The sequence below is a fragment of the Streptomyces sp. NPDC029526 genome (assembly GCF_040637405.1).
Classification (GTDB): Bacteria; Actinomycetota; Actinomycetes; order Streptomycetales; family Streptomycetaceae; genus Streptomyces.
Map to the genome: position 1 here is coordinate 192,136 of NZ_JBEZWE010000007.1, position 19,198 is coordinate 211,333.

General features: G+C 73.2%; 11 protein-coding genes. 6 read left to right on the forward strand and 5 right to left on the reverse strand.

The genetic code is table 11. From position 1 onward, the window contains the following. Positions 1–358 precede the first annotated feature (358 nt). Positions 359–1,489, reverse strand: coding sequence for a hypothetical protein (locus AB0F01_RS18530; RefSeq protein WP_362096457.1), 1,131 nt, complete (start codon positions 1,487–1,489; stop codon positions 359–361). A 423-nt stretch (positions 1,490–1,912) separates the two neighbouring features. Between AB0F01_RS18530 and AB0F01_RS18535 the strand changes: the two genes are divergently transcribed. From AB0F01_RS18535 to AB0F01_RS18550, 4 genes are all read left to right on the forward strand, one after another. Next, positions 1,913–4,108: an MMPL family transporter gene (locus tag AB0F01_RS18535; protein WP_362096460.1), complete on the forward strand. Its 2,196-nt coding sequence runs from the start codon at positions 1,913–1,915 to the stop codon at positions 4,106–4,108. A 33-nt stretch (positions 4,109–4,141) separates the two neighbouring features. After that, positions 4,142–5,650 carry a streptophobe family protein gene (locus AB0F01_RS18540; protein ID WP_362096463.1) on the forward strand — a complete coding sequence of 503 codons (1,509 nt, stop codon included), beginning with the start codon at positions 4,142–4,144 and terminating at the stop codon, positions 5,648–5,650. A gap of 81 nt (positions 5,651–5,731) precedes the next feature. Then, the gene (locus AB0F01_RS18545) at positions 5,732–6,472 is read left to right on the forward strand and encodes a response regulator transcription factor (protein WP_362096465.1); all 741 of its coding nucleotides are present in this window, start codon (positions 5,732–5,734) and stop codon (positions 6,470–6,472) included. 38 nt (positions 6,473–6,510) lie between these two features. Further along, positions 6,511–8,031, forward strand: a complete 1,521-nt coding sequence (locus AB0F01_RS18550) for a HAMP domain-containing sensor histidine kinase (RefSeq protein WP_362096467.1) — start codon at positions 6,511–6,513, stop codon at positions 8,029–8,031. A 352-nt stretch (positions 8,032–8,383) separates the two neighbouring features. On the opposite strand, the gene AB0F01_RS18555 is transcribed toward AB0F01_RS18550, so the two are convergent. The 4 genes from AB0F01_RS18555 to AB0F01_RS18570 all read right to left on the reverse strand — a co-directional run bounded on the left by AB0F01_RS18555 (position 8,384) and on the right by AB0F01_RS18570 (position 14,378). Continuing rightward, positions 8,384–9,445, reverse strand: a complete 1,062-nt coding sequence (locus AB0F01_RS18555; protein ID WP_362096470.1) for a porin PorA family protein — start codon at positions 9,443–9,445, stop codon at positions 8,384–8,386. A 23-nt stretch (positions 9,446–9,468) separates the two neighbouring features. Continuing rightward, entirely contained in the window at positions 9,469–9,945 is a 477-nt protein-coding gene (locus AB0F01_RS18560) for a (2Fe-2S)-binding protein (RefSeq protein WP_362096473.1), read from the reverse strand. A gap of 17 nt (positions 9,946–9,962) precedes the next feature. Then, entirely contained in the window at positions 9,963–12,197 is a 2,235-nt protein-coding gene (locus AB0F01_RS18565; protein ID WP_362096475.1) for a molybdopterin cofactor-binding domain-containing protein, read from the reverse strand. Positions 12,198–13,154: 957 nt separating this feature from the next. Then, complete coding sequence (locus AB0F01_RS18570) at positions 13,155–14,378, reverse strand: oxygenase MpaB family protein (protein ID WP_362096478.1); 1,224 nt, start codon at positions 14,376–14,378, stop codon at positions 13,155–13,157. Positions 14,379–15,071: 693 nt separating this feature from the next. Here AB0F01_RS18570 and AB0F01_RS18575 point away from each other — a divergent pair. Both AB0F01_RS18575 and AB0F01_RS18580 read left to right on the forward strand, forming a co-directional pair. Beyond that, positions 15,072–16,601 (forward strand): AMP-binding protein, encoded by a 1,530-nt coding sequence (locus AB0F01_RS18575; protein WP_362096480.1) that lies wholly within the window; start codon positions 15,072–15,074, stop codon positions 16,599–16,601. 419 nt (positions 16,602–17,020) lie between these two features. Then, a complete protein-coding gene (locus AB0F01_RS18580; protein WP_362096483.1) occupies positions 17,021–19,174 on the forward strand; it encodes an MMPL family transporter in 2,154 nt (717 codons plus the stop codon). Positions 19,175–19,198: the final 24 nt, after the last annotated feature.

The window sequence follows — 19,198 nt, forward strand, 5'->3', positions numbered from 1 at the left end:
GGCCAGGGCGTGGGGCGACGGCCGTGTGCGAGCCCCGAGGTGATCTGGTTGCCGCAGTCTGTTCCGCAGGGAGCGGGATGGGCTGTCGGTCAGGACGCTCGTTCGACGCTCGCCCTGATGGGGTGTCAGGTCGTTGTGGGTTGCAGAGTGGGGGGCTGGGGCGAGGGGGAGACGCGCCTGAACGATCTGCTGCGAACCACGCGGCAACTGTCTCGGAAAGAGACAGCGAGGAGTCAGGACGCGGTGACCGTGCCCTCGACCGGCGCTTCATGGGGCCGTGCGCGTTCCGGTGCTCGCGCTGTCTTCCTGAGGTGGGGAGGGGCGGTTCGGCCCGATCGGTGTCAGGGAGGAGGGGGCCCTATCGGAGGCCGTGGCGGTCGAGGCGGTGGATGAGGCCGGGGCGGCGGTGATTGTTCTCGCGCAGGCGGGTCAGCCGCTGGTGGAAGTCCGAGTCGTGCCCGGTGTGGGAGTAGGCGTCGCGCAGTTCCGCGAGGAGGGTGACGGCCTGGTCGTAGGCGCTGGTCTTCTTGGTGGCGATGTGCGCCTCGATCTTCTGCCAGGCTGATTCGGCCTCGCTCGCGAGGGCGGTCAGGTGCTGGACGCGGGCGGTGGTCCGTTCGTGTTCGGCGCGCTGCCGGCGATCGGCGCGTCGTGTGTGGGCGGCGTCCAGGAGTTGGGCGGTGGAGCGGTGCCCGGGGACCGTGGCGGGTGTGCCGGCGCTGTGCAGGCGGTGCAGAAGTTCGGCGCTCAGCCCGGGTTCCGGGCCGAGGGCGAACCGCAGCAGCAGAGCGTCCTTCTCCTCCTGGGGCAGTGCGGCGATCAGTGGGGCGAGTTCCTTCTTCGTGGACGTGGCCGGTTTCTTGGGCGCGGCGGAACTGGCCTGGGCCGCAACGGTCAGCAGGTCGTCGTCCACGCGTAGGAAGTCCGCCAGCGCGCGCTGCGGGGCGGTCAGTTCGCCGAGCCCGGCCGGGACCGGCGGCTCCGGGCAGGTCTGGTACTCCTCTTCGGCGTCGTCCTCGAGTTCCCAGGCGGCGAGTGCGGAGAGCCAGGCGAGGTAGAGGGGGCGCAGGTCGCCGGTGGCGAGTTCGTCGCGGACGCCGATGAGGGCCGCCAGGGAGTCGTCAGCGCCCTCGATCCAGTCGCCGTCCTCGTCGTCGCTGGTGAGGTCGAGCAGGAGGTGGGTGCGGGTGGTCCAGGCGTCGACGTGGTGGCCGAGGCAGTACGGCTTCACCGTGGGCAGAGCCAGGGTCTGCCTGGGCAGACGGAGCATCAGACGGTGGGTGCCCCAGTCGGTCACGTACAGGTGCGCGTCGAAGCAGCGCTCCACCATACGGCGCGGATTCCCCCTCAGGTCACCCCAGTGGTAGGTGTTGGTGAAGCTGGTCGCGGTGATCCGGGCCCGGGTGGAGATGGTCCGCAGTTGTTCCTGTTCCTCGCGGCTGAGCGGCCGGTCGAGGGCCTGGAACTCGTAGTACTGGTACTCGCTCACACGGCGGACCGTATCGCCGCCGCGAGTGGGCGCGGATGGGGAACGAACGGCAGGGGTGCCGCGGCCGGCCGCCGCGGGCAGGCTGCTCCTCGTCTCACCCCGGTCGCGACCTCGCCGTCGTCCCCTTCGGCTGCCTGGCCGTCCCGCCCGCCCTGCCGGCCGCCCCGCTCGTCCAGGTGTTCCCGCGCACCGGGACGCACGTGGGGGGCCTGCGCCGGCCGTGGGTCCGGGAGCTTTCTGTGAATCGGGGCGTGGCGGCACGCGATATGTCCGTCTGCTCCTGCCGGATGTCCGTCTGGTCCCGCCGACGGCGGCCGGAACTCCCAGGAACCTCCCAGGATCTCTCCGGGTCCGGTCAGAGAGGGCTGACAGCGTCGGGGCCCAGATGTTCTGTGAGCCTCGACCTGACTTGGAGCCCTTTCCGTGGCGACATTCCTCTCCCGCCTGGGCCGGTTCTCCTTCCGGAGGCGCCGGCTGGTCGCACTGCTGTGGGTGGTACTGCTCGCGGGAACGGGGGTGCTGGCCGGCCGCGCCCCCGCCGCGCCGCCCAACGACTTCTCCATGCCCGGCACCGAGGCGCAGCAGGCGTACGACCTGCTGGAGAAGAACTTCCCAGAGCTCGACGCCGACGGAGCGAGCGCCCGGGTGGTGTTCCGTGCCGAGGACGGCAAGGTCACCGACCCCGGAACGCGCACGGCGATCGGGGAGACGGTCCGCGCCCTCGGTCAGAATCCTCAGGTCGCACGGGTCACCGACCCGTTCACCACCCGGTCCGTGAGCAAGGACGGCACCACCGGTTACGCCCAGGTCTCCTACGCGGTGCCCTCCTCCGAGCTGGCGGAGGAGTCCCGCACCGCACTGCGCGAGACCGTCGAGCAGGCCGCCTCGCCGGAGCTGGCCGTCGAGGTGGGCGGAAACGCCGTCGACGCCAGGGCCGCCGGTCACTCCTCGGAGGCCGTGGGCCTCGCGGTGGCCGCCGTGGTGCTCGTCCTCACCTTCGGCTCGCTGCTCGCGGCCGGACTTCCGCTGCTGACCGCCGTGCTCGGCGTCGGCATCGGTGCGCTGGCCATCCGGGTGCTGGCCGAGCCACTGGGCCTCGGCTCCACCACGACCAGCCTCGCCGTGATGATCGGGCTGGCGGTCGGCATCGACTACGCCCTGTTCGTGGTCTCCCGCTACCGCGCCGAACTCGCCCGCTGCCCACGCCGTGAGGACGCCGCCGCGCACGCGGTGGGCACCGCAGGATCGGCGGTCGTGTTCGCCGGGCTCACCGTGGTCATCGCCCTCGCGGGCCTGGCCGTGGTGGGCATCCCGATGCTGACGCAGATGGGCCTCGCGGCGGCCGGCACGGTCGTCATCGCGGTGCTGATCGCCGTCACCCTGATCCCCGCCCTGCTCGGACTCTGCGGCCGCCGGACGGACCCGGCCCGGCCGCGGCGCCAGAGCCCACCGCGGCAGGCGATGGGCGTGCGCTGGGCTCGGTTCGTCGTCCGCCGTCCGGTCGCCGTCCTCCTCGCCGGCGCCGCGCTCCTCGGCGTGGTCGCCCTTCCCGCCGCCTCGTTGGAGATGGGACTGCCCGGCGACGACAGCAAGCCCGTCTCGGCCACTCAGCGCCGGGCCTACGACATGATCGCCGAGGGCTTCGGCCCGGGCTTCAACGGCCCGCTCACCGTGGTCGTCCAGGACGACGGCGACAGCGGCGCCGAGCAGGCCGCGCGGCGCGTCGCCCGGCGGATCGACGGAAGCGGGGACGTCGCCGCCGTCGGGCAGCCCCGCCTGAGCGCGTCCGGCGACACCGCCGTACTGAGTGTCGTACCGGCCGCCTCCCCGAGCAGCACGGAGACCGCCGACCTGGTGCACGCCCTGCGCGAACCGGCGCTCGCCGAGGACAGCGACGCCCAGGTGCTCGTCACCGGCACCACCGCGATGAACGTGGACGTCTCGCAGAAGCTGTCCGACGCGCTGATCCCGTACCTGACGCTCGTGGTCGGTCTGGCGTTCGTGCTGCTGATCGCCGTCTTCCGTTCGCTGCTCGTCCCGCTCAAGGCGGCGCTCGGCTTTCTGCTGTCGGTGCTGGCCGGCCTCGGCGCGGTGGTCGCGGTCTTCCAGTGGGGGTGGCTGGCCTCCGTCCTCGGGGTCTCGGAGCCCGGGCCGATCGTGTCGATCATGCCCATCTTCATGGTCGGTGTCGTCTTCGGCCTCGCCATGGACTACGAGGTGTTCCTGGTGACCCGGATGCGCGAGGCGTACGTCCACGGGAAGTCGCCCGAGGACGCCGTGATCAGCGGGTTCGGGGACAGCGGGCGGGTGGTGACCGCCGCCGCCGTGATCATGATCTCGGTGTTCGCCGCGTTCCTCGGATCCGAGGAGCAGATCCTCCAGACCATCGGCTTCGGGCTCGCCGCCGCCGTCCTCCTCGACGCCTTCGTCGTCCGCATGACGCTCGTCCCGGCCGTCCTCGCCCTGCTCGGCCGGCGCGCCTGGACCCTGCCCGGGTGGCTGGACCGGCTCGTGCCCGATCTCGACGTGGAGGGAGAGCGGCTGGAACGCGGCGTCAGGGCCGAGGCGAGCGGCGCCGACCCCGTCGGCGCGGCCGCGGGCCACGTCGCCGGCACCTGAACACCCGTCCCCCGGCTCAGAGGAGTCCGCCCCATGTCCGAACCGATGCACCGCCCTTCCCCACCCGTGTGGCGCCACGCCCTCGAAGGCGCCCTCGCCGTCGTGGCCGCTCTCGTCACCATGGCCGCCACCGCCTGGGTGGCACTGACCCTCCTCGGCGCCGGCACCGTCGCACCGGTCTCCCGCCTGGTGCCGACGCTGGTGAGCCTGGCCGCCGGCGGCGGCGTCACCCTAGAGTCGTCCGCGGAACCCTCCGCCGATTCCGCCGACGCAGGAGGGCTCGGCGGGCTGCTCGGCGGGGGCGGCGGCCTGAACCTCTCGCTCGCCGGTGAGGTGGCGCTGACGCCCCTGACGCTGTCCTTCCTGGGTACGGCCGTCCTGGCGACCGCGTTCTTCCGGCCGCTGCGCCGCAGGGCGCGGCCCACCCCGGCGATGCTGTGGGCGCGGTGCGGTGGCGCACTGGTGACCGCGGCGGTGGCCCTCCCGGTGTGCGCGGTCCTGGCACGGGGCACGGCCCGGTTGCCGGAGAGCGTGCAGGACCGGATCGGCGAACGTGCCGGGTCGGGCCGGGCCGGGGGCTCCGGCGGGTTCGGCGGCTTCGGCGGCGGGGGTGGCGGCGGCCTCACCTCGGCGTTGTCCTCGGTGAGCTTCCGGACCGATGCCGTCGCCACCGCCTTCCTCGGCCTCGTGGGCGTGGCCGCCGTACTCGCCGTCGGCTGCCTCGCCGCCCGCCGGACCACGCTGCCCCGCCCCCTCGCCCTGGGCAGGCCGCGGTCGAAGTGGAACGCCGTCCTGTCGACCCTCGCGGGGACCGCGGCCGTGCTGTGCTCCGCAGCCCTCGCCGTCGCCGTCCTCGCCGGGGCCGCGGCACCGACCGGCCGGGACCAGGCGGCGCAGGCCGCGGGCGTCCTGCTGCTCGCCGGCCCCCATCTCCTCGTCGTGCTGGTCACCGCCGGGACGGGCACCTCCTGGGAGGCGGGGGTACAGCGGGTGCAGCCCGAGGGCGGAGGGATGCTCGGCATGCTCGGCGGGGGCCGGCAGGACGACACGTCAGGCGCGGACCGGTCCGTGGACCTCGCGCACTGGGCGGGCGTCGGCATACCGCTGTGGGTGACCGGACTGCTGCTCGCTCTGCTCGTGCTGCTGCTCGCCGGGTACGTCGCCGCCGCCCGTACCCCGGCCCGCGCGCCGCGGGAGGACGCCGACGCCCTCCTGGACCGCCACACGGACACCGCCCTGCGCATGGGGGTCGCGGTCGCCGTCGCGACGTTCGTGCTCCCCTTCCTGGCGCGCGGCTCGCTGCGGATCGGGGTCAGCCTCATGGGCGGTGAGGTGGGCGGCCTCAGCGCCGGCCTCGACACGAGCCCCGGGCTGTCCGTGCTCACCGCGTTCGTCGTGGCCGCCCCCGCCGCGTACGCCGGAAGCCGCCTGCACGGCCGGCGGGCCCGCCGTCGCGGACACCCGGCGGGAAGCCCGGCACCGCGCCCCGGCACCGCGTCCTCACGTCGGGCTCGGTCCGCAGCGGGCCGTGTGATCTCCTGAGAAGAGGTTCGGGCACTGCCTGTGATTCGAGCACTGCCTGTGACAGGGCACCGTGGCATCCGGAAGGCGGCGACAACGACCATGGCGGCACCCACGCCCCCCTCGCACACCGCGGACCGCTCGGACCGCCTGCTCGTCGTCGACGACGAGCCCACCGTCCGGGAACTGCTGCGCACCGCCCTGCGCTACGCCGGTTTCCACGTCGACGCCGCCGCCACCGGCCAAGAAGCCCTCGACCGGGCCGCACGGCACACTCCCGACCTCGTCCTCCTCGACGTCATGCTCCCGGACATGGACGGCTTCGAGGTGATCCGCCGCCTGCGCGCCCAGCCCCGTTCACCGCTGCCCGGCCGGGGCGGTGACGTGCCGGTCCTCTTCGTCACCGCCCGCGAAGACCGCCAGGACCGGCTGCACGGCCTGACCCTCGGCGGCGACGACTACGTCACCAAGCCCTTCGACCTCGAGGAACTGATCGCCCGCATCCACGCCGTGCTGCGCCGCACCCGCGGCGAGCAGCCGGCCCGCCTCACCGTCGGCGATCTGCACCTCGAACCCGACAGCCACCACGTCACCCGGGCGGGCCGGACCGTGCGGCTGTCGCCGACCGAGTACCGCCTGCTGCACTTCCTGGTCGCCAACGCCGGACGGACCATGACGAAGAACCAGATCCTGGACAACGTGTGGGAGTACGACTTCGGCGGCGACCCCAGCATCGTCGACACCTACATCAGCTACCTGCGCCGCAAGGTTGACACCGACGGGCCCAAACTCATCCACACCGTCCGCGGCGTCGGCTACGTCATCCGCGAGCCCCGGCCGTGAAGGGCCCCCACCGGTCACCCAGGGCATGGCCGGGCCGGTTGTCGCTGCGCACCCGCCTGCTGTGTCTGACCGTCGCCCTGGTCGCCGTCGGCCTCTTCGGCATGGGACTGCTCGTCACCACGACCCTGCACGGCTACCTCCAGGGCCGGGTCGACGAGCGGCTCGCCCTGATCAGCCAGGTCGCCGCCCGGCTGGCTGTTCCCGCCGGCCCCGACACCCCGCCGAGCGTGCGGGCCGTCAACGTGCTCGGCGACACCGCCGTGCGGTACGTGGACGACACCGGTGCCGTTCGCAGAGCGTTCGACTCCGGCACCGCGCCACCGGGCGGCGGCCCCGACCTGCCCCGCCTCGACCGCGCGGCCGTCCACGCCCGCGAGGGCCGGCCGTTCAGCGTGCCCGCGCGCGAGGGCGAGGACACCTGGCGGGTCATCGCCCTGACCCAGCCGGCCCAGGTCTTCCCGGCGGACCGCTCCGAGACCCGCGGGAGTGTCGTCGTGGCCACCTCGCTGGAGGAGGTCGACCGCACCATCACCACGACCCGGAACCTCTTCCTGACGGCGGGCGTCGCCCTGCTCGCGGTCCTGGGCGCCGCCGGCTGGTTCGCCGTCCGCTCCGGGCTGCGCCCACTGACCCGGATCGAGGAGACCGCGACCGCGATCACATCCGGCGACCACTCCCACCGCGTCCCCGAACCGGCCTCCCCGCACACCGAGGTGGGACGCCTGACCACCTGCCTCAACCAGATGCTCGACCGGATCGACGCCGCCTTCCGGGCCCGCACGGAGGCCGAGGCGAGAACCCGTCGCTTCTTCGCCGACGCCAGCCACGAACTGCGCACCCCGCTCGTCGGCATCAAGGGCTACACCGACCTGTACCGCATCGGTGCCATGCCCACCCGCGAGGACGTCGACCGGACGATGACGAGGATCGCGGAGGAGTCCGAACGCCTCACCCGGCTCGTCGAGGAGATGTTCCTCCTCGCACGCCTCGACGAAGACACCGCACGCGCGGGCGCCGGCGGCACCCCCACGGCCCGGGAACCCGCCTTCGCCCTCGATCTCGCCCCCATGGACCTGCGCACCCTGGCCGCCGACGCCCTCCGCGACGTGCGCGCGCTGGACGCCACGCGCCCGGTGACCCTGACCGGGCCCGGCGGCGGGAAGCCCACCACCGCCCCCACGTACGGCGACGAGGCCCGGCTGCGCCAGGTCGTCACCAACCTCATCGGCAACGCCGTCACCCACACCCCTGCCGGAACCCCCCTCCGTATCGGCGTCGGCATCGTCGGACCCCACGCGGTCCTGGAAGTCGCCGACCGGGGCCCCGGCCTCACCGCCACCGAACGCGACCACGTCTTCGACCGCTTCTACCGCGCCGACCACTCGCGCACCCGCGCCACCGGCGGCTCCGGACTCGGCCTCGCCATCGCCCAGGCCCTCGTCACCGCCCACGACGGCCGCATCACCCTCGACACCGCGCCCGGCCAGGGCTGCACGTTCCGCATCCTGCTGCCCCTGCCCGGCCCCCCGGACGACCGGACCGCGGACGCGACGACATGAGGGCTCCGGACTGACGCTCCGAGGGCTCGGCCGTGACGCCCTGGGGCTCGGGCGTGCCTGCCTTCCCGGGGGCGGGGCGGGGCGGGCCGGGCCGGTGGCGAACCCGTGGCCGTGAGTCCGGAGGCCGGGCTCCCGCCCGGGCGGCGGCCGGTGTCGCCGTCCACCCTTCCCCGGAACACCATGGACTTCCCCGGAACACCACGGCTTCCCGGGAGCACCACGGCTTCCCGGGAACACCACGGTCGCGACGGACCGGTTTCCCGAGGGCCGCTGCCACGAGCCCCCGGTTCCGCCGTCCCTCACCGTGGGACCCGCCCGGCAGGCCGGCCCGTCAGCCGCTGCCGTCCCGGTGTCACGACGGCTGTGCCGACGAGGCGCCGGTGACCGTCCCGTCCCGCGCGGGGGTGTCCGGCCTCTTACCGCGCATCCGCAGGAGGGCGACCGCCAGCAGCACGGCGGCGACGACCGACAGGGCGAGCGGCGTGGCGTCGGTCAGGACGGTGAGGAGCAGGCCCGCCGAGGCAGCCGTGTCCCCGAGGTCCTTCGAGCTCTCCGGGGTGACGTCGAGGGTGAGGGTGGACACCGGCACCAGGGGGGTCGGCTCACCGGCCACGGTGGCGGTGGCCACGATCTCCCGGTTCACCTTCTGGTCGATGGCGATGCCGGTCTGCCGGTCGATGTGGGCGACGAGGGTGGAGACGCCCTGGTAGGTGAGCGGCACGGGGTCCGGCAGCGCGGCCAGCGCCTCGGGGGTGAGACGGTCCCGGGCCGTGGCGTCGAGGGCGGGCACCAGGCCCGCGACGAGCTTCTTCGGCAGCGCTTCCGGCAGCGGCTCCAGCACCGCGGGGTCCTTGACCGGCGCGTCGATCCCGATCTCGTACACGTTCACGGTGCGGCCCTCGCGTTCGGCGGACCCCGTGTAGCGGACCGGCACGATCGAACGGGTCGTCGCGTCGTAGTAGGTGTAGGAGTCGTCCCGTGCGGCATCCGGTGGGAAGGCGGAGTTGAGCGCGCCCCGGGAGGGTTCCGCGGACGTCGACGTCGACGCCGGTGGTGCCGTGCCCTCCCGGCTTTCCCTGTCGACGGCGTACGTCTTCGCACTGGGCAGGGACTGTTCGCCGATCCGGACCGTCATCACGTCCTCGAGCACGGCCGTGTCGCCGTGCACGGAGGTGACCCGGACGCGCCGGTCGGCGGTGACCGGGATGCCGGGTCCGAGCGCGTCGGCGGTGTCCCCGGACCGCAGGGCCTCGCTGTCCAGCATGGCGGTCTCACCCGCGTAGTGCACCGTCTGGTCGGTGTCCTCGGGCAGTCTCGTCGCGTTCGGGGCGACGACGAAGCGTACGACCGCCGCGACGGCCACCAGGACCACGGCGACGGTGATGAGCACGAGCGATGAACGACGAGCGGACACGGTGTCCTCCCTTGGCGTGTGGGTCACATGTTCTCGGCGCCGGCCCGGATCGCCGCGCGGATGCGGGGATAGGTGCCGCAGCGGCAGATGTTGCGGATGCCGTCCAGGTCGGCCTCGGTGAGGGTGCGTCCCTCCGCGGCGACCCGGCGCACCAGGGCGACCGCGGTCATGATCTGTCCCGGCTGGCAGTAGCCGCACTGGGAGACGTCCTGGTCGATCCAGGCCCGCTGCATCGGGTGCAGGTCGGCGCCCACCGTGTTGGCGAGCCCGTCGATGGTGGTGACCTCGTCGGTGGGTTCCAGGTCCCCCACGGGGACCGCGCACGGGTTCACGGCCCGGCCGTTGAGGTGGCTGGTGCACGCCTTGCAGACGTTGATGCCGCAGCCGTACTTGGGTCCGGTGACGCCGAGGATGTCGCGCAGCACCCACAGCAGCCGTTCGTCGTCGTCGGCCTCGACGGTGACCTGTTCACCGTTGAGGCGGAAGGTGTGCTTCGGCACGGGCTCTCCCGGGAGGGTCAGCGGACGTGGTCCAGGCCGTCGGTGGGCGACGGCGGAACGGGTGGGACGGTCGGTTTCGGCTCGAAGGAGAGCGTGCCGTGGTTGATCGGGAAGGTGGTGGGCATGGTCCCCGTGGCGCGGCCGTACGCGCAGGCGACCGCGGCCATCGACGCGGCCACACCCAGCTCCCCGGCACCGCCGGGCTCGCCGGTGGTGGGCGGCATGACGATCACCCGCACCTCGGGCGGGGTGTTCCACTGCCGGGTGTAGAAGTAGTTGTCCCAGCTCGCCTCCAGGAAGTGCCCGTCGCGCAGGTGCAGGCCGGACGTCAGGGCCAGCGCGATGCCGTCCATGAGACAGCCCGTCATCTGCGCCTCCACGCCCCGGGGATTGACGGCGAGGCCGAGGTCGGCGGCGACGACGGCTCGGGTGACACGGGGGCCGGCCACCCCGTCGCGGACGCGCCGCCCCACCGTCTCGGGCCGGCAGTCGATCTCCACCAGCACCGCGTGCGCGGAGTGGTACTCGGTGTGCACCGCGATGCCCTGCGCGGTGCCGTCCGGCATGGACCGCCCCCAGTCCCCGGCCTCGGCGGCCTTCTCCAGCACCGCCCGGGCGCGGGCGTCGCGCAGGAAGTCGCGCCGGAAGGCGAAGGCGTCCCTGCCCATTCCGGCGGCGAGCCGGTCGACGATCAGCTCACGGGCGCAGGTCACGTCGGGGGAGTGGACGTTGCGCATGCTGCCCGTGTTGAAGCCCCTTCCGGTCTCGTTCAGCAGGCGGCTGTCGGCGCCGAACCGGTAGGGCATCGACTGGGAGAGATGGAAGAACGTCTGGGAGAAGCCGACGTCGCCGACCGGCAGCCGCGCGGCCATCGCGGTGAAGAGCTCGCCCAGTCCGTGGCCGAGGTCGGTGGCCACGGTGGTGTGCCGCTGCCGGTAGCCCAGGACGGTGCCGCCGGCGTAGGTGACGCGCACGCGGGAGGTGGCCATCGGATGGACGCGGCCCTGGCGTGAGTCGTCCGCGCGGTGCCACATCAGCTTGACGGGTTTGCCGGTCTTCTGGGAGACCTCGGCGGCTTCCAGGGTGGCGTCGAAGAACAGCTTGCGGCCGAACGAGCCGCCGCCCTCGGTGACATGGACGGTGACCGCGCCGACCGGCAGCCGGAGCCTGGCGGCGATGGTCTGCTGGGCGACGATCGGCGATTTCAGGGACGACCAGATCTCGGCGCGGTCGGCCCGCACGTCGGCGATCGCGCAGTTGGGCTCCAGCGCGCTGTTGCTCCGGAAGTGGAACGTGAACTCGCCCTCGACGCTCGGCGCGGGTGTCGGCAGCCCGATTGGGAGTTCGGCGGCGCGCAGCTGCCTGAGCACGGACGCGTCGGACGCGCCCTCCGCGGTTCCGGCGCGCCACGAGACCCGCAGGGCGCGCACGGCGTCGATGCACCGGCCGAAGGTCCGGGCGCGGACCGCCACCCCGGTGGAGATCACCACCACGTCGGTGACGCCCGGCATGGCGCGGACCTCGTCGAGATTGGTGACCGAACCGACCGTGCCGTTGATGGTCGGCGGGCGGCACACCATGGTCGGCTCGGCGTCGGGAACGTCCAGGTCCATGGTGAACGGCTTGCGCCCGGTGACCGCGTCCCGCGCGTCGACGCGGTTGTGGGAGCGGCCGATCACGGCGAACCGCTCGCGGGGCTTGAGGTCCACGGACACCTCCTGGGTCCGTGGCCCCGCGGCCTTCCCGGAGAGCGCGCCGATGCCGAGCGTGCGGCCGGCCGGGCCGACGACGGTTCCGGCCCGCAGGGTCAGCTCGCCGGCCGGTACCCCGAACTCGGCCGCGGCGGCCCGCAACAGCCGGTGCCGGGCGACCGCGGCGGCCACGCGGACCGGCGTGTATGTCGACACGGTGGTGTTCGACCCACCGGTGAGCTGGTTGAACAGCAGCTCCGGCCGTGCGTCGGCCAGCGTGACCCGCACCCGCTCCAGCGGCACGTCCAGTTCCTCGGCGATCAGCATGGCCGTCGAGGTCGTGATGCCCTGACCGACCTCGGCCCGGGGCAGGGCGAACGAGACGGTGCCGTCCCGGAGCACCTCGACCGTGATCAGGCCGGAGGTCGGCAGGGCCGCCGCGGTCATCACGTCGTTGAGGTCGACGAGTCGCGTGACGTCCGGTGAGGGAAGACCGTCGGCCCGGGCTCGCGGAGCGGGGGCGAGTTCGGCGGCGGTCACGAGGGTCGGAGCCGCCAGCACGTACCCGAGGAAGCGGCGCCGGGCGGGGCCGCATGTGTCGGCCTCCGGTGGCGCCGGGGGGTGGGCCCGGGGGGTGGGGCGGCGGCCGGTGTCGCCGGGGGGCGACGGGGCGTCGGGGCCGGGGCGGGGCGGGTGCGCTGATGTCTCGGGGTCGGGGCGGGACGGGTGCGCCGGTGTCTCGGGGCCGGGGCCGGGGCCGGTCATCGGTTCGCTCCAGCGGTCGGGACGGGGGTGCCGTGGCGGCCTGGTTGACCCGGTCGGTCTGGTCGGCTGGGCGGGTGCGGTCGGCTGGGCCGGTGCGGGCCACGTGTGGGTGCTCGGCGGTTCGGTGCGTCTCTCATGGCCGCGAGGGGCCGACCGAGCCGACCGGGCCGACCGGGCCGACCGGTCGGGTGTTGTTCCGCCACGGGGTGTCCGGCCATGGGGTGCCGGGCCCTGTGTTGCCCGGCCATGGGGGCTCCCGTCAGGTGGCGTGCGGCCATGTGCTGTCGCGACGGGTGACGCCCGGTGCTGTGCGCTCGCGTCATGTGCGGTGCGCACGTGTGCCGTGCAGCCGTGTGGCGTCTCGTGGTGTGGCGTCTCGTCATGTCTCTTCTCGGCGGGTCGGGGGAGCGTGCCTGTTCCGGTGCGTGCGCGCCCCGGTGGGCCCGCCCGGGTGGGGCGGAGCCGCACAGGGGCCCCGGGCGCGCGGGGAGGCGAGCCGGGTGCGGTCCCGGGTGCGGTACCGGGGGCGGTGCGCGGCGGGGGAGCCTTCGCCGCGCACCAGTGGCCGGCCAGGGACCAGCGGTCGCGCACTGGCGGTCGGCCCGGAACCGGCGGCTGCGAAAGGGCCGTCGCGAACCAGCCGTTGCGAGTCGGCGGTTCCGAACGGGCGGTTCGGTCACGGAGTGGAGAACCGCCGGTTCGGGCCGTCGGGGTTCGCGGGTCCGTAGGCCGGTTCCGGACCGGGCGTGCCGTTCAGAACGGGCGGTTGGCGTCCGGGATCTCCAGGTGGATGGGCCGCCCCTCGGACATGAAGAGCAGGACGAACCGGCGGAGGGCCTCCTCCAGCGTCCAGGCGATGGACGGGACCAGGGGCAACGGGATCAGGCTCTCGCGGAACGCCACCACCAGGGGCCAGGCGGCGCTGATGACGGGCTTCAGGACGGGTTCCCGGTCCAGCCCGATGAGGTCGCCGACCCGGTCGCCGACGATGTACCGGGAGAACGCGTTGATCAGCGGCTCGGTGAGGCCCGCGTCGACCTCGGCGATGATGCCCAGCAGCGCGTCGGTCAGGGCGGCGCCCTCGGGGGTGTGGTCGATGATCGGGTCGAGGACCTGCTTGGACTGGGCGTTGGCTTCGTCCCAGGTCGCGGGGATGTACTCGTCCAGGATCCCGAGCATGTGCGCGGTCACCTGCCACACGTGCAGGAAGCCCTCCGACTCCGCCGGACTGATCGGAACCTTCCACTGCCTCAGCGTGTTCATGACATACGTGGGCAGGCTGTGCCAGGTCACCATCATGTCGGCCTGGCTGATCGGGATGGTCTGACCGCCGCTGGTGCGCGTCCAGCCCGGGGACTGCGGCAGCAGGTGCCGCACGGCCGCGTGCACCAGGCGGGTCCGCACCGATGTCGCGATCATCGAGCCCTGCGGCTTGTACGCGAACACGTCGCCGACGTCGTACCCGAGTTTCGCCGTCTTGGCGACCCGGTCCTTCATGTCCGCGCCGCCCTTGGAGTAGTACACGGCGCGTGCCTCGCGGGGGATGGCGGTGCTCAGCAGGCCACTTCCCAGTCCGTACAGGGCGCCGGTGTAGAGCCCCTTCTTCCTGGTGAAGTCGACCGCGTCCTGGAGCTTCTTCGGGTCCGCCCAGGAGGGGAGCTTGCGGGCCTTCTCCATCCAGTCCCGCAGGTCGCCCGGCAGACCGGAGGGCAGCGGCTGGTCGTTGCGGACCCAGTCGCGCAGCAGGTCGTTGACCCGGGGCACCTGGCCGCGCTGGATCACGTCGGCGATGATGGCGTCGATCTCGTCGTCCCAGACCCACTCCGGGTCGACGCCTGCCCCGCTGCCGGCCACCGAGCCGGCCGGTGACCAGGTCCACAGGGACCGTGCCCGGGCGGGTGAGGCGATGCTCAGGGCTCCGAACGCGCCGAGCGCGCCGCCAGCGAACAGTAATCTGCGCCTGTCGAGCTCTGCCATGGTGTGAACTCCTCCACGAGTGCTACTGGTTGACGGCTGGTTGTGCCGGCCGGTGGTCCGGCCCGGGGGCCGGCCGGTGACCCGACGGCCCGACCGTCCGGCTGGTGGCGCCGCTGGGGCGGGCGGGGAACCTGTCGGGCGTGTTCGTGTGTGCGGTGCGACGGCGAGGGGGCTTGTCGGTGGGCCCGTCGGCGCGACGGTCGGGGCGCCGGTCGTCCGGGGTCCCCGGACCGCCGGTCCCCGGACCGCCGGTCGTCGGGCCGGTCATCGGACCGGTCGGCGAGTGCGGCCGGAGTGCGGCCGACAGCGGGGCAGGGCAGGGCCGTGGCCGGGCCGGTGAGGCGGCGCTCGGCGCCCCGAACGCCGGCCGGAACGCGGTCCGCGCCGTCCGTGACCGGTGCGTCCCGCCAGTCGCGTGGGTCCATGAGCCCGAACGTCTCCTTGAAATCCGGTGTGGCGCCCGCTTGTTGGTATGGAGAAACAGTGTTTGAATCTCTGTATCTCATAGAGGAGCACAGCAGGACCTTGAACACCAGAGGTGCAGCGGAATCACCGAAGCCCGCTGGAACCGGGGGTCGTCGCACGCGATCGAGCCGTCTGCGCGCGCCCCGTCGGCACCCGGACGGCTGCGGGGTCCACCCGTGAGCCCGTTCGACGAGACCGTCTCACCGTTCGCGACCGAGGGAGCCCACCGTGGCCACAGCGGAACGCCTGCACGAGCACGTCGACGTCGAGGCCGACAGGGCGACGATCCCCGGACTGCTGCGGCGCAACGCCCGGCAGTTCGCCGACCGCCCCGCACTCACCACCGGCATCGGGCCCGACGCCGGGACCTTGACCTGGTTCCAGCTGCGCGCCGAGGTCGCCGCCCTGACCCGCGGTCTCGCGGCGCTCGGGGTCGAACGGGACGAGCGCCTCCTGATCGCCATGTCCGAGCGGGCGGAGCACCGGATCGTCGACCTGGCCGCGGTCCACCTCGGCGCCCTGCCCTGCAGTGTGTCCGGCACGCTCGGGACCGGACAACTCCGCTCCGTCGCCCGGCACAGCGCGGCCGGCGTCCTCGTCGTCGAGGGGGAGGAGCAACTGCGCCACTGGCGGCCGGTCCTGGACGACCTGCCCGCCCTGCGCGCGGTCGTGGTCCTCGACTGGGCGGCTGCTCCCGGGCAGGACCCGCGGTTCGTCAGCTACGCGGCCGTGCGCGGAGCGGTGGCGCCCGACGCAGGCACCTTCGAAACGCTCACCGACGAGACCGCTCCCGACCGCCCGCTGGCCGTGGTGTACCCCCTGGACGCCGCCGGCGCCCCCCAGGGCCTCGTGCACTCCCACCGCAACGTCGTCCACGCGTCCCTGATGCAGGATCCTCCCGACACCGACACCGACACCGACACCGACAACACCGGCAACACGGACACCGACAACACCGACACCGCTGCCGAGCCCTTGAGGACGGTGGCGTACCTCCCGATGCACCACATCACCGGGCGGCTGCTCGGAACCTACGCACCGATCCGCTACGCCGGACACGTCACGCTCTGCCCCGACCCGGCGCAGCTGCTGACCGCGCTGCTCCAGGTCCGCCCGCACCGGTTCTCCGGCACCCCCGAGGTGTGGGAGGAACTCGCCGCAGGCCTGCGGGCGGCACTCGGCACACTGACCGGGGAACGGGCCGCGGAGGTCGAACGGGCGCGCGGGCTCGCCCTGGACGACTTCCGCCTGCGCGGCGAGGGCCGCCACGTCCCGGTGGACCTCGCCGCGGCGCTGCGTGAGGTCGACGAGCGCACCCTGAGACCGGTGCGGGCCGCCGTCGGGCTCGACGCCTGCCGGCTGGCCCTCAGCGACACGGCACGGCTGCCCCTGGACGTCATGGAGTTCCTGGCGAGCGTGGGACTTCCCGTGTACGAGGTGTGGGGGCCGAGCGAGGCCACCGGGGCGGTGACGACCGGCAGCCCGGACGCCTTCACCCCCGGCGGACTCGGACGCCCCGGCCCGGGCATCGAGGTCAGGGCCGCCGACGACGGGATGCTGTGCGTGCGTGGCCCGGTGGTCGTCCCCGGCCGCCTGCGGGCCGACGGGGGCCTTGAGCCCGTGACCGACGCGGACGGCTGGCTGCGCACCGGTGACGCCGGCACGGTCGACGGACGGGGCATCGTCTGCCTCACCGACCGCGAGAGGGGCACCGGACTCCTCGTGGACGGTGGTACCGGCACCCCGCCCGCCCCCTGAGCGCACCGACGAACATGCCGTCCGGCCCAGACGTTCCCGAAGGGCCGTTTTGTCCGGCCGTCTCGTCCATCCGTCTCGCCCGTACGGTCGCTGCACGGACGTCCTCCTCGTGGGTCCCGCCTGAACGCCACCGTGGTGTGCGGCCGTGACTCGAGCGCTGCGCGCGATGGCGAGGGGCCTTGGGGGACGCGACGTGCGGGCTCGCCGGTACCCCGACGCCTGCCCGTGTGCCTCTGACCGGCGCGTACGGCGCGTACGGCGCGGTCGATCCACCGGGGCACACCCGCTCCCCGTCGACGGTCAACATCACCGCCTCCCACGGATGTCGGTCGCTGCACAGCTCTAACGCTCGTCTAAGGCTCGCTCATTAGGAAGGAGCCGTCAGACAAGCGATGCAATCCGTATGGAGGAGGCCAGTGATGGCAGTCGACGCAGCGCCGTCCGGAAGAGCGCCGGCCGGCCGGTTGGCAGGCCGGTGCGTGCCCTGGTTGGTGATCGGCCTGTGGCTGGTGCTGGCGGCGGGCATGGTGCCGCTGAGCGGGAAGTTGAGCTCGGTCACCACCGACAGCGCCGTGGACACCCTGCCGGCCAGTGCCGAGTCCACCAAGGTCGCGGTGCTGGAGGACAGTCTCCCCGACGGTGACGACAACATGTTCGTCTTCGTGTACCACCGCGCCGGCGGCCTGACCGACGCCGACCGCGCGACGGTCGAGCGCCACTACGACGCCCTTGCCCAGCAGTACCCGCCGAAGGCGACCGCGACGGCGGCGGACGACGAGGACGACGACGGCTCACCGACGCGCCTCTCCGCCGACCGCGAGGCGATGATGTTCACCCTCGAGGTGGGCACGGACCACGGCCCACCGGAGGAGATCGTCGGCCCGTTGCGTGACGCCGCGAAAGACCGCCCCTCCGGCCTGGAACTCCACGTGACCGGCCCGGGCGCGATCGACGGCGACATGGACGCCGTCTTCGACGGCATCGACGAGCAGGTGCTCATCACCACCATCGCCGTCGTGACGCTCCTGCTGATCCTCACCTACCGCAGCCCGGTGCTGTGGATCATTCCGCTGGTGGCCGTCGGCGCGGCCGCACTGACCTCGATGGGGACCGTCTACCTGCTCGTCAAGGGCTTCGGCATCGTGGTCAACGACCAGAACTCGGCGTTGCTGACGATCCTGGTGTTCGGCGTCGGCACGGACTACGCGCTGTTGCTCATCGCTCGGTACCGGGAGGCACTGCACCACCACGAGAACGTCCGGGTCGCGATGGTGCACGCGCTGCGCGGCGCGGCGCCGGCCATCGTCGCCTCCGCGGCCACCGTGGTCGCCGGCCTGCTCTGCCTGCTCGTCGCCGACCTGAACAGCACCAGCGGCCTGGGCCCGATCGGCGCGGCCGGCATCCTGTGCGCGCTGGTGGCCATGCTGACGCTGTTCCCGGCGGTGCTCGTGGTGCTCGGCAGGCGGATCTTCTGGCCGGCCATCCCGCGGTTTAGCACGACCGTGGAGGAGAAGCCGGGGCTGTGGGGGCGGCTCGGCAGCGCCATCAGCCGTCGCCGGTGGGTGGCGGCGCTCGGTTCGCTGGGAGTCCTCGGCGTGCTCGCCCTCGGGCTGGTGGGCAACACCGGTGACCTGCGGGAGCAGGACCAGTTCCTGTCCGCGCCGGAGTCGGTCACCGGATTCACCGTCCTCGGCCGGCACTTCCCGGAGCTCGGCGGCCAGCCGATGACGGTCGTCGCGCGGCCGGCGCACCAGGAGCAGGTGCTCGACGCCGTCAAGGACACCCCCGGTGTGGCCACGGCCGTCCCGGAGCAGACCAGCGGTGGCTGGGCCCACATCTCCGTGTTCCCGAAGGACGCGCCGGACACCGTCGCGGAGTACGACACGATCCGGCGGGTGCGCACCGCCGTGCACGCGGTCAGCGGGGCGGAGGCGATGGTCGGCGGGCCGAGTGCGGAGAACCTCGACACCGAGGCGACCACCAGCCGCGACGAGAAGCTGGTGATCCCGCTGATGCTCGTCGTCGTCCTGATCGTCCTCGGGCTGCTGCTCCGGGCGATCGTGGCCCCGGTGGTCCTGATGGCCACCGTGATCGTCTCGTTCGCCGCGGCCTTCGGCGGCAGCGTGTTCGTCTTCGACACGATCCTCGGGTTCGAGGGCATCGACCACTCGGTGCCGCTGCTGGCCTTCCTGTTCCTGGTGGCGCTCGGCATCGACTACAACATCTTCCTGGCCAGCCGGGCCCGTGAGGAGACCGTGGGCCTCGGCACCGGAGGGGGCATGCTCCGGGCCCTTTCGGCCACCGGCGGCGTCATCACCTCGGCCGGTCTGGTGCTGGCGGCCACGTTCGCGGTCCTCGTCACCCTTCCGCTGGTGATGCTGGTCGAGGTCGGGTTCCTGGTCGCCTTCGGCGTGCTGCTCGACGCCCTGCTGGTGCGGTCGGTCCTGGTGCCCGCCCTCACCCTGCTGATCGGCCGGCGGTTCTGGTGGCCGAGCCGACTGTCCCGCCCGGCGGCGGACTCGCCGGACGGTCAGCAGCGGCTCGCCGACGAGGAGGCCGCGCTGCAACGGTGAGTGCGGCGGCACGGACCAGATCCG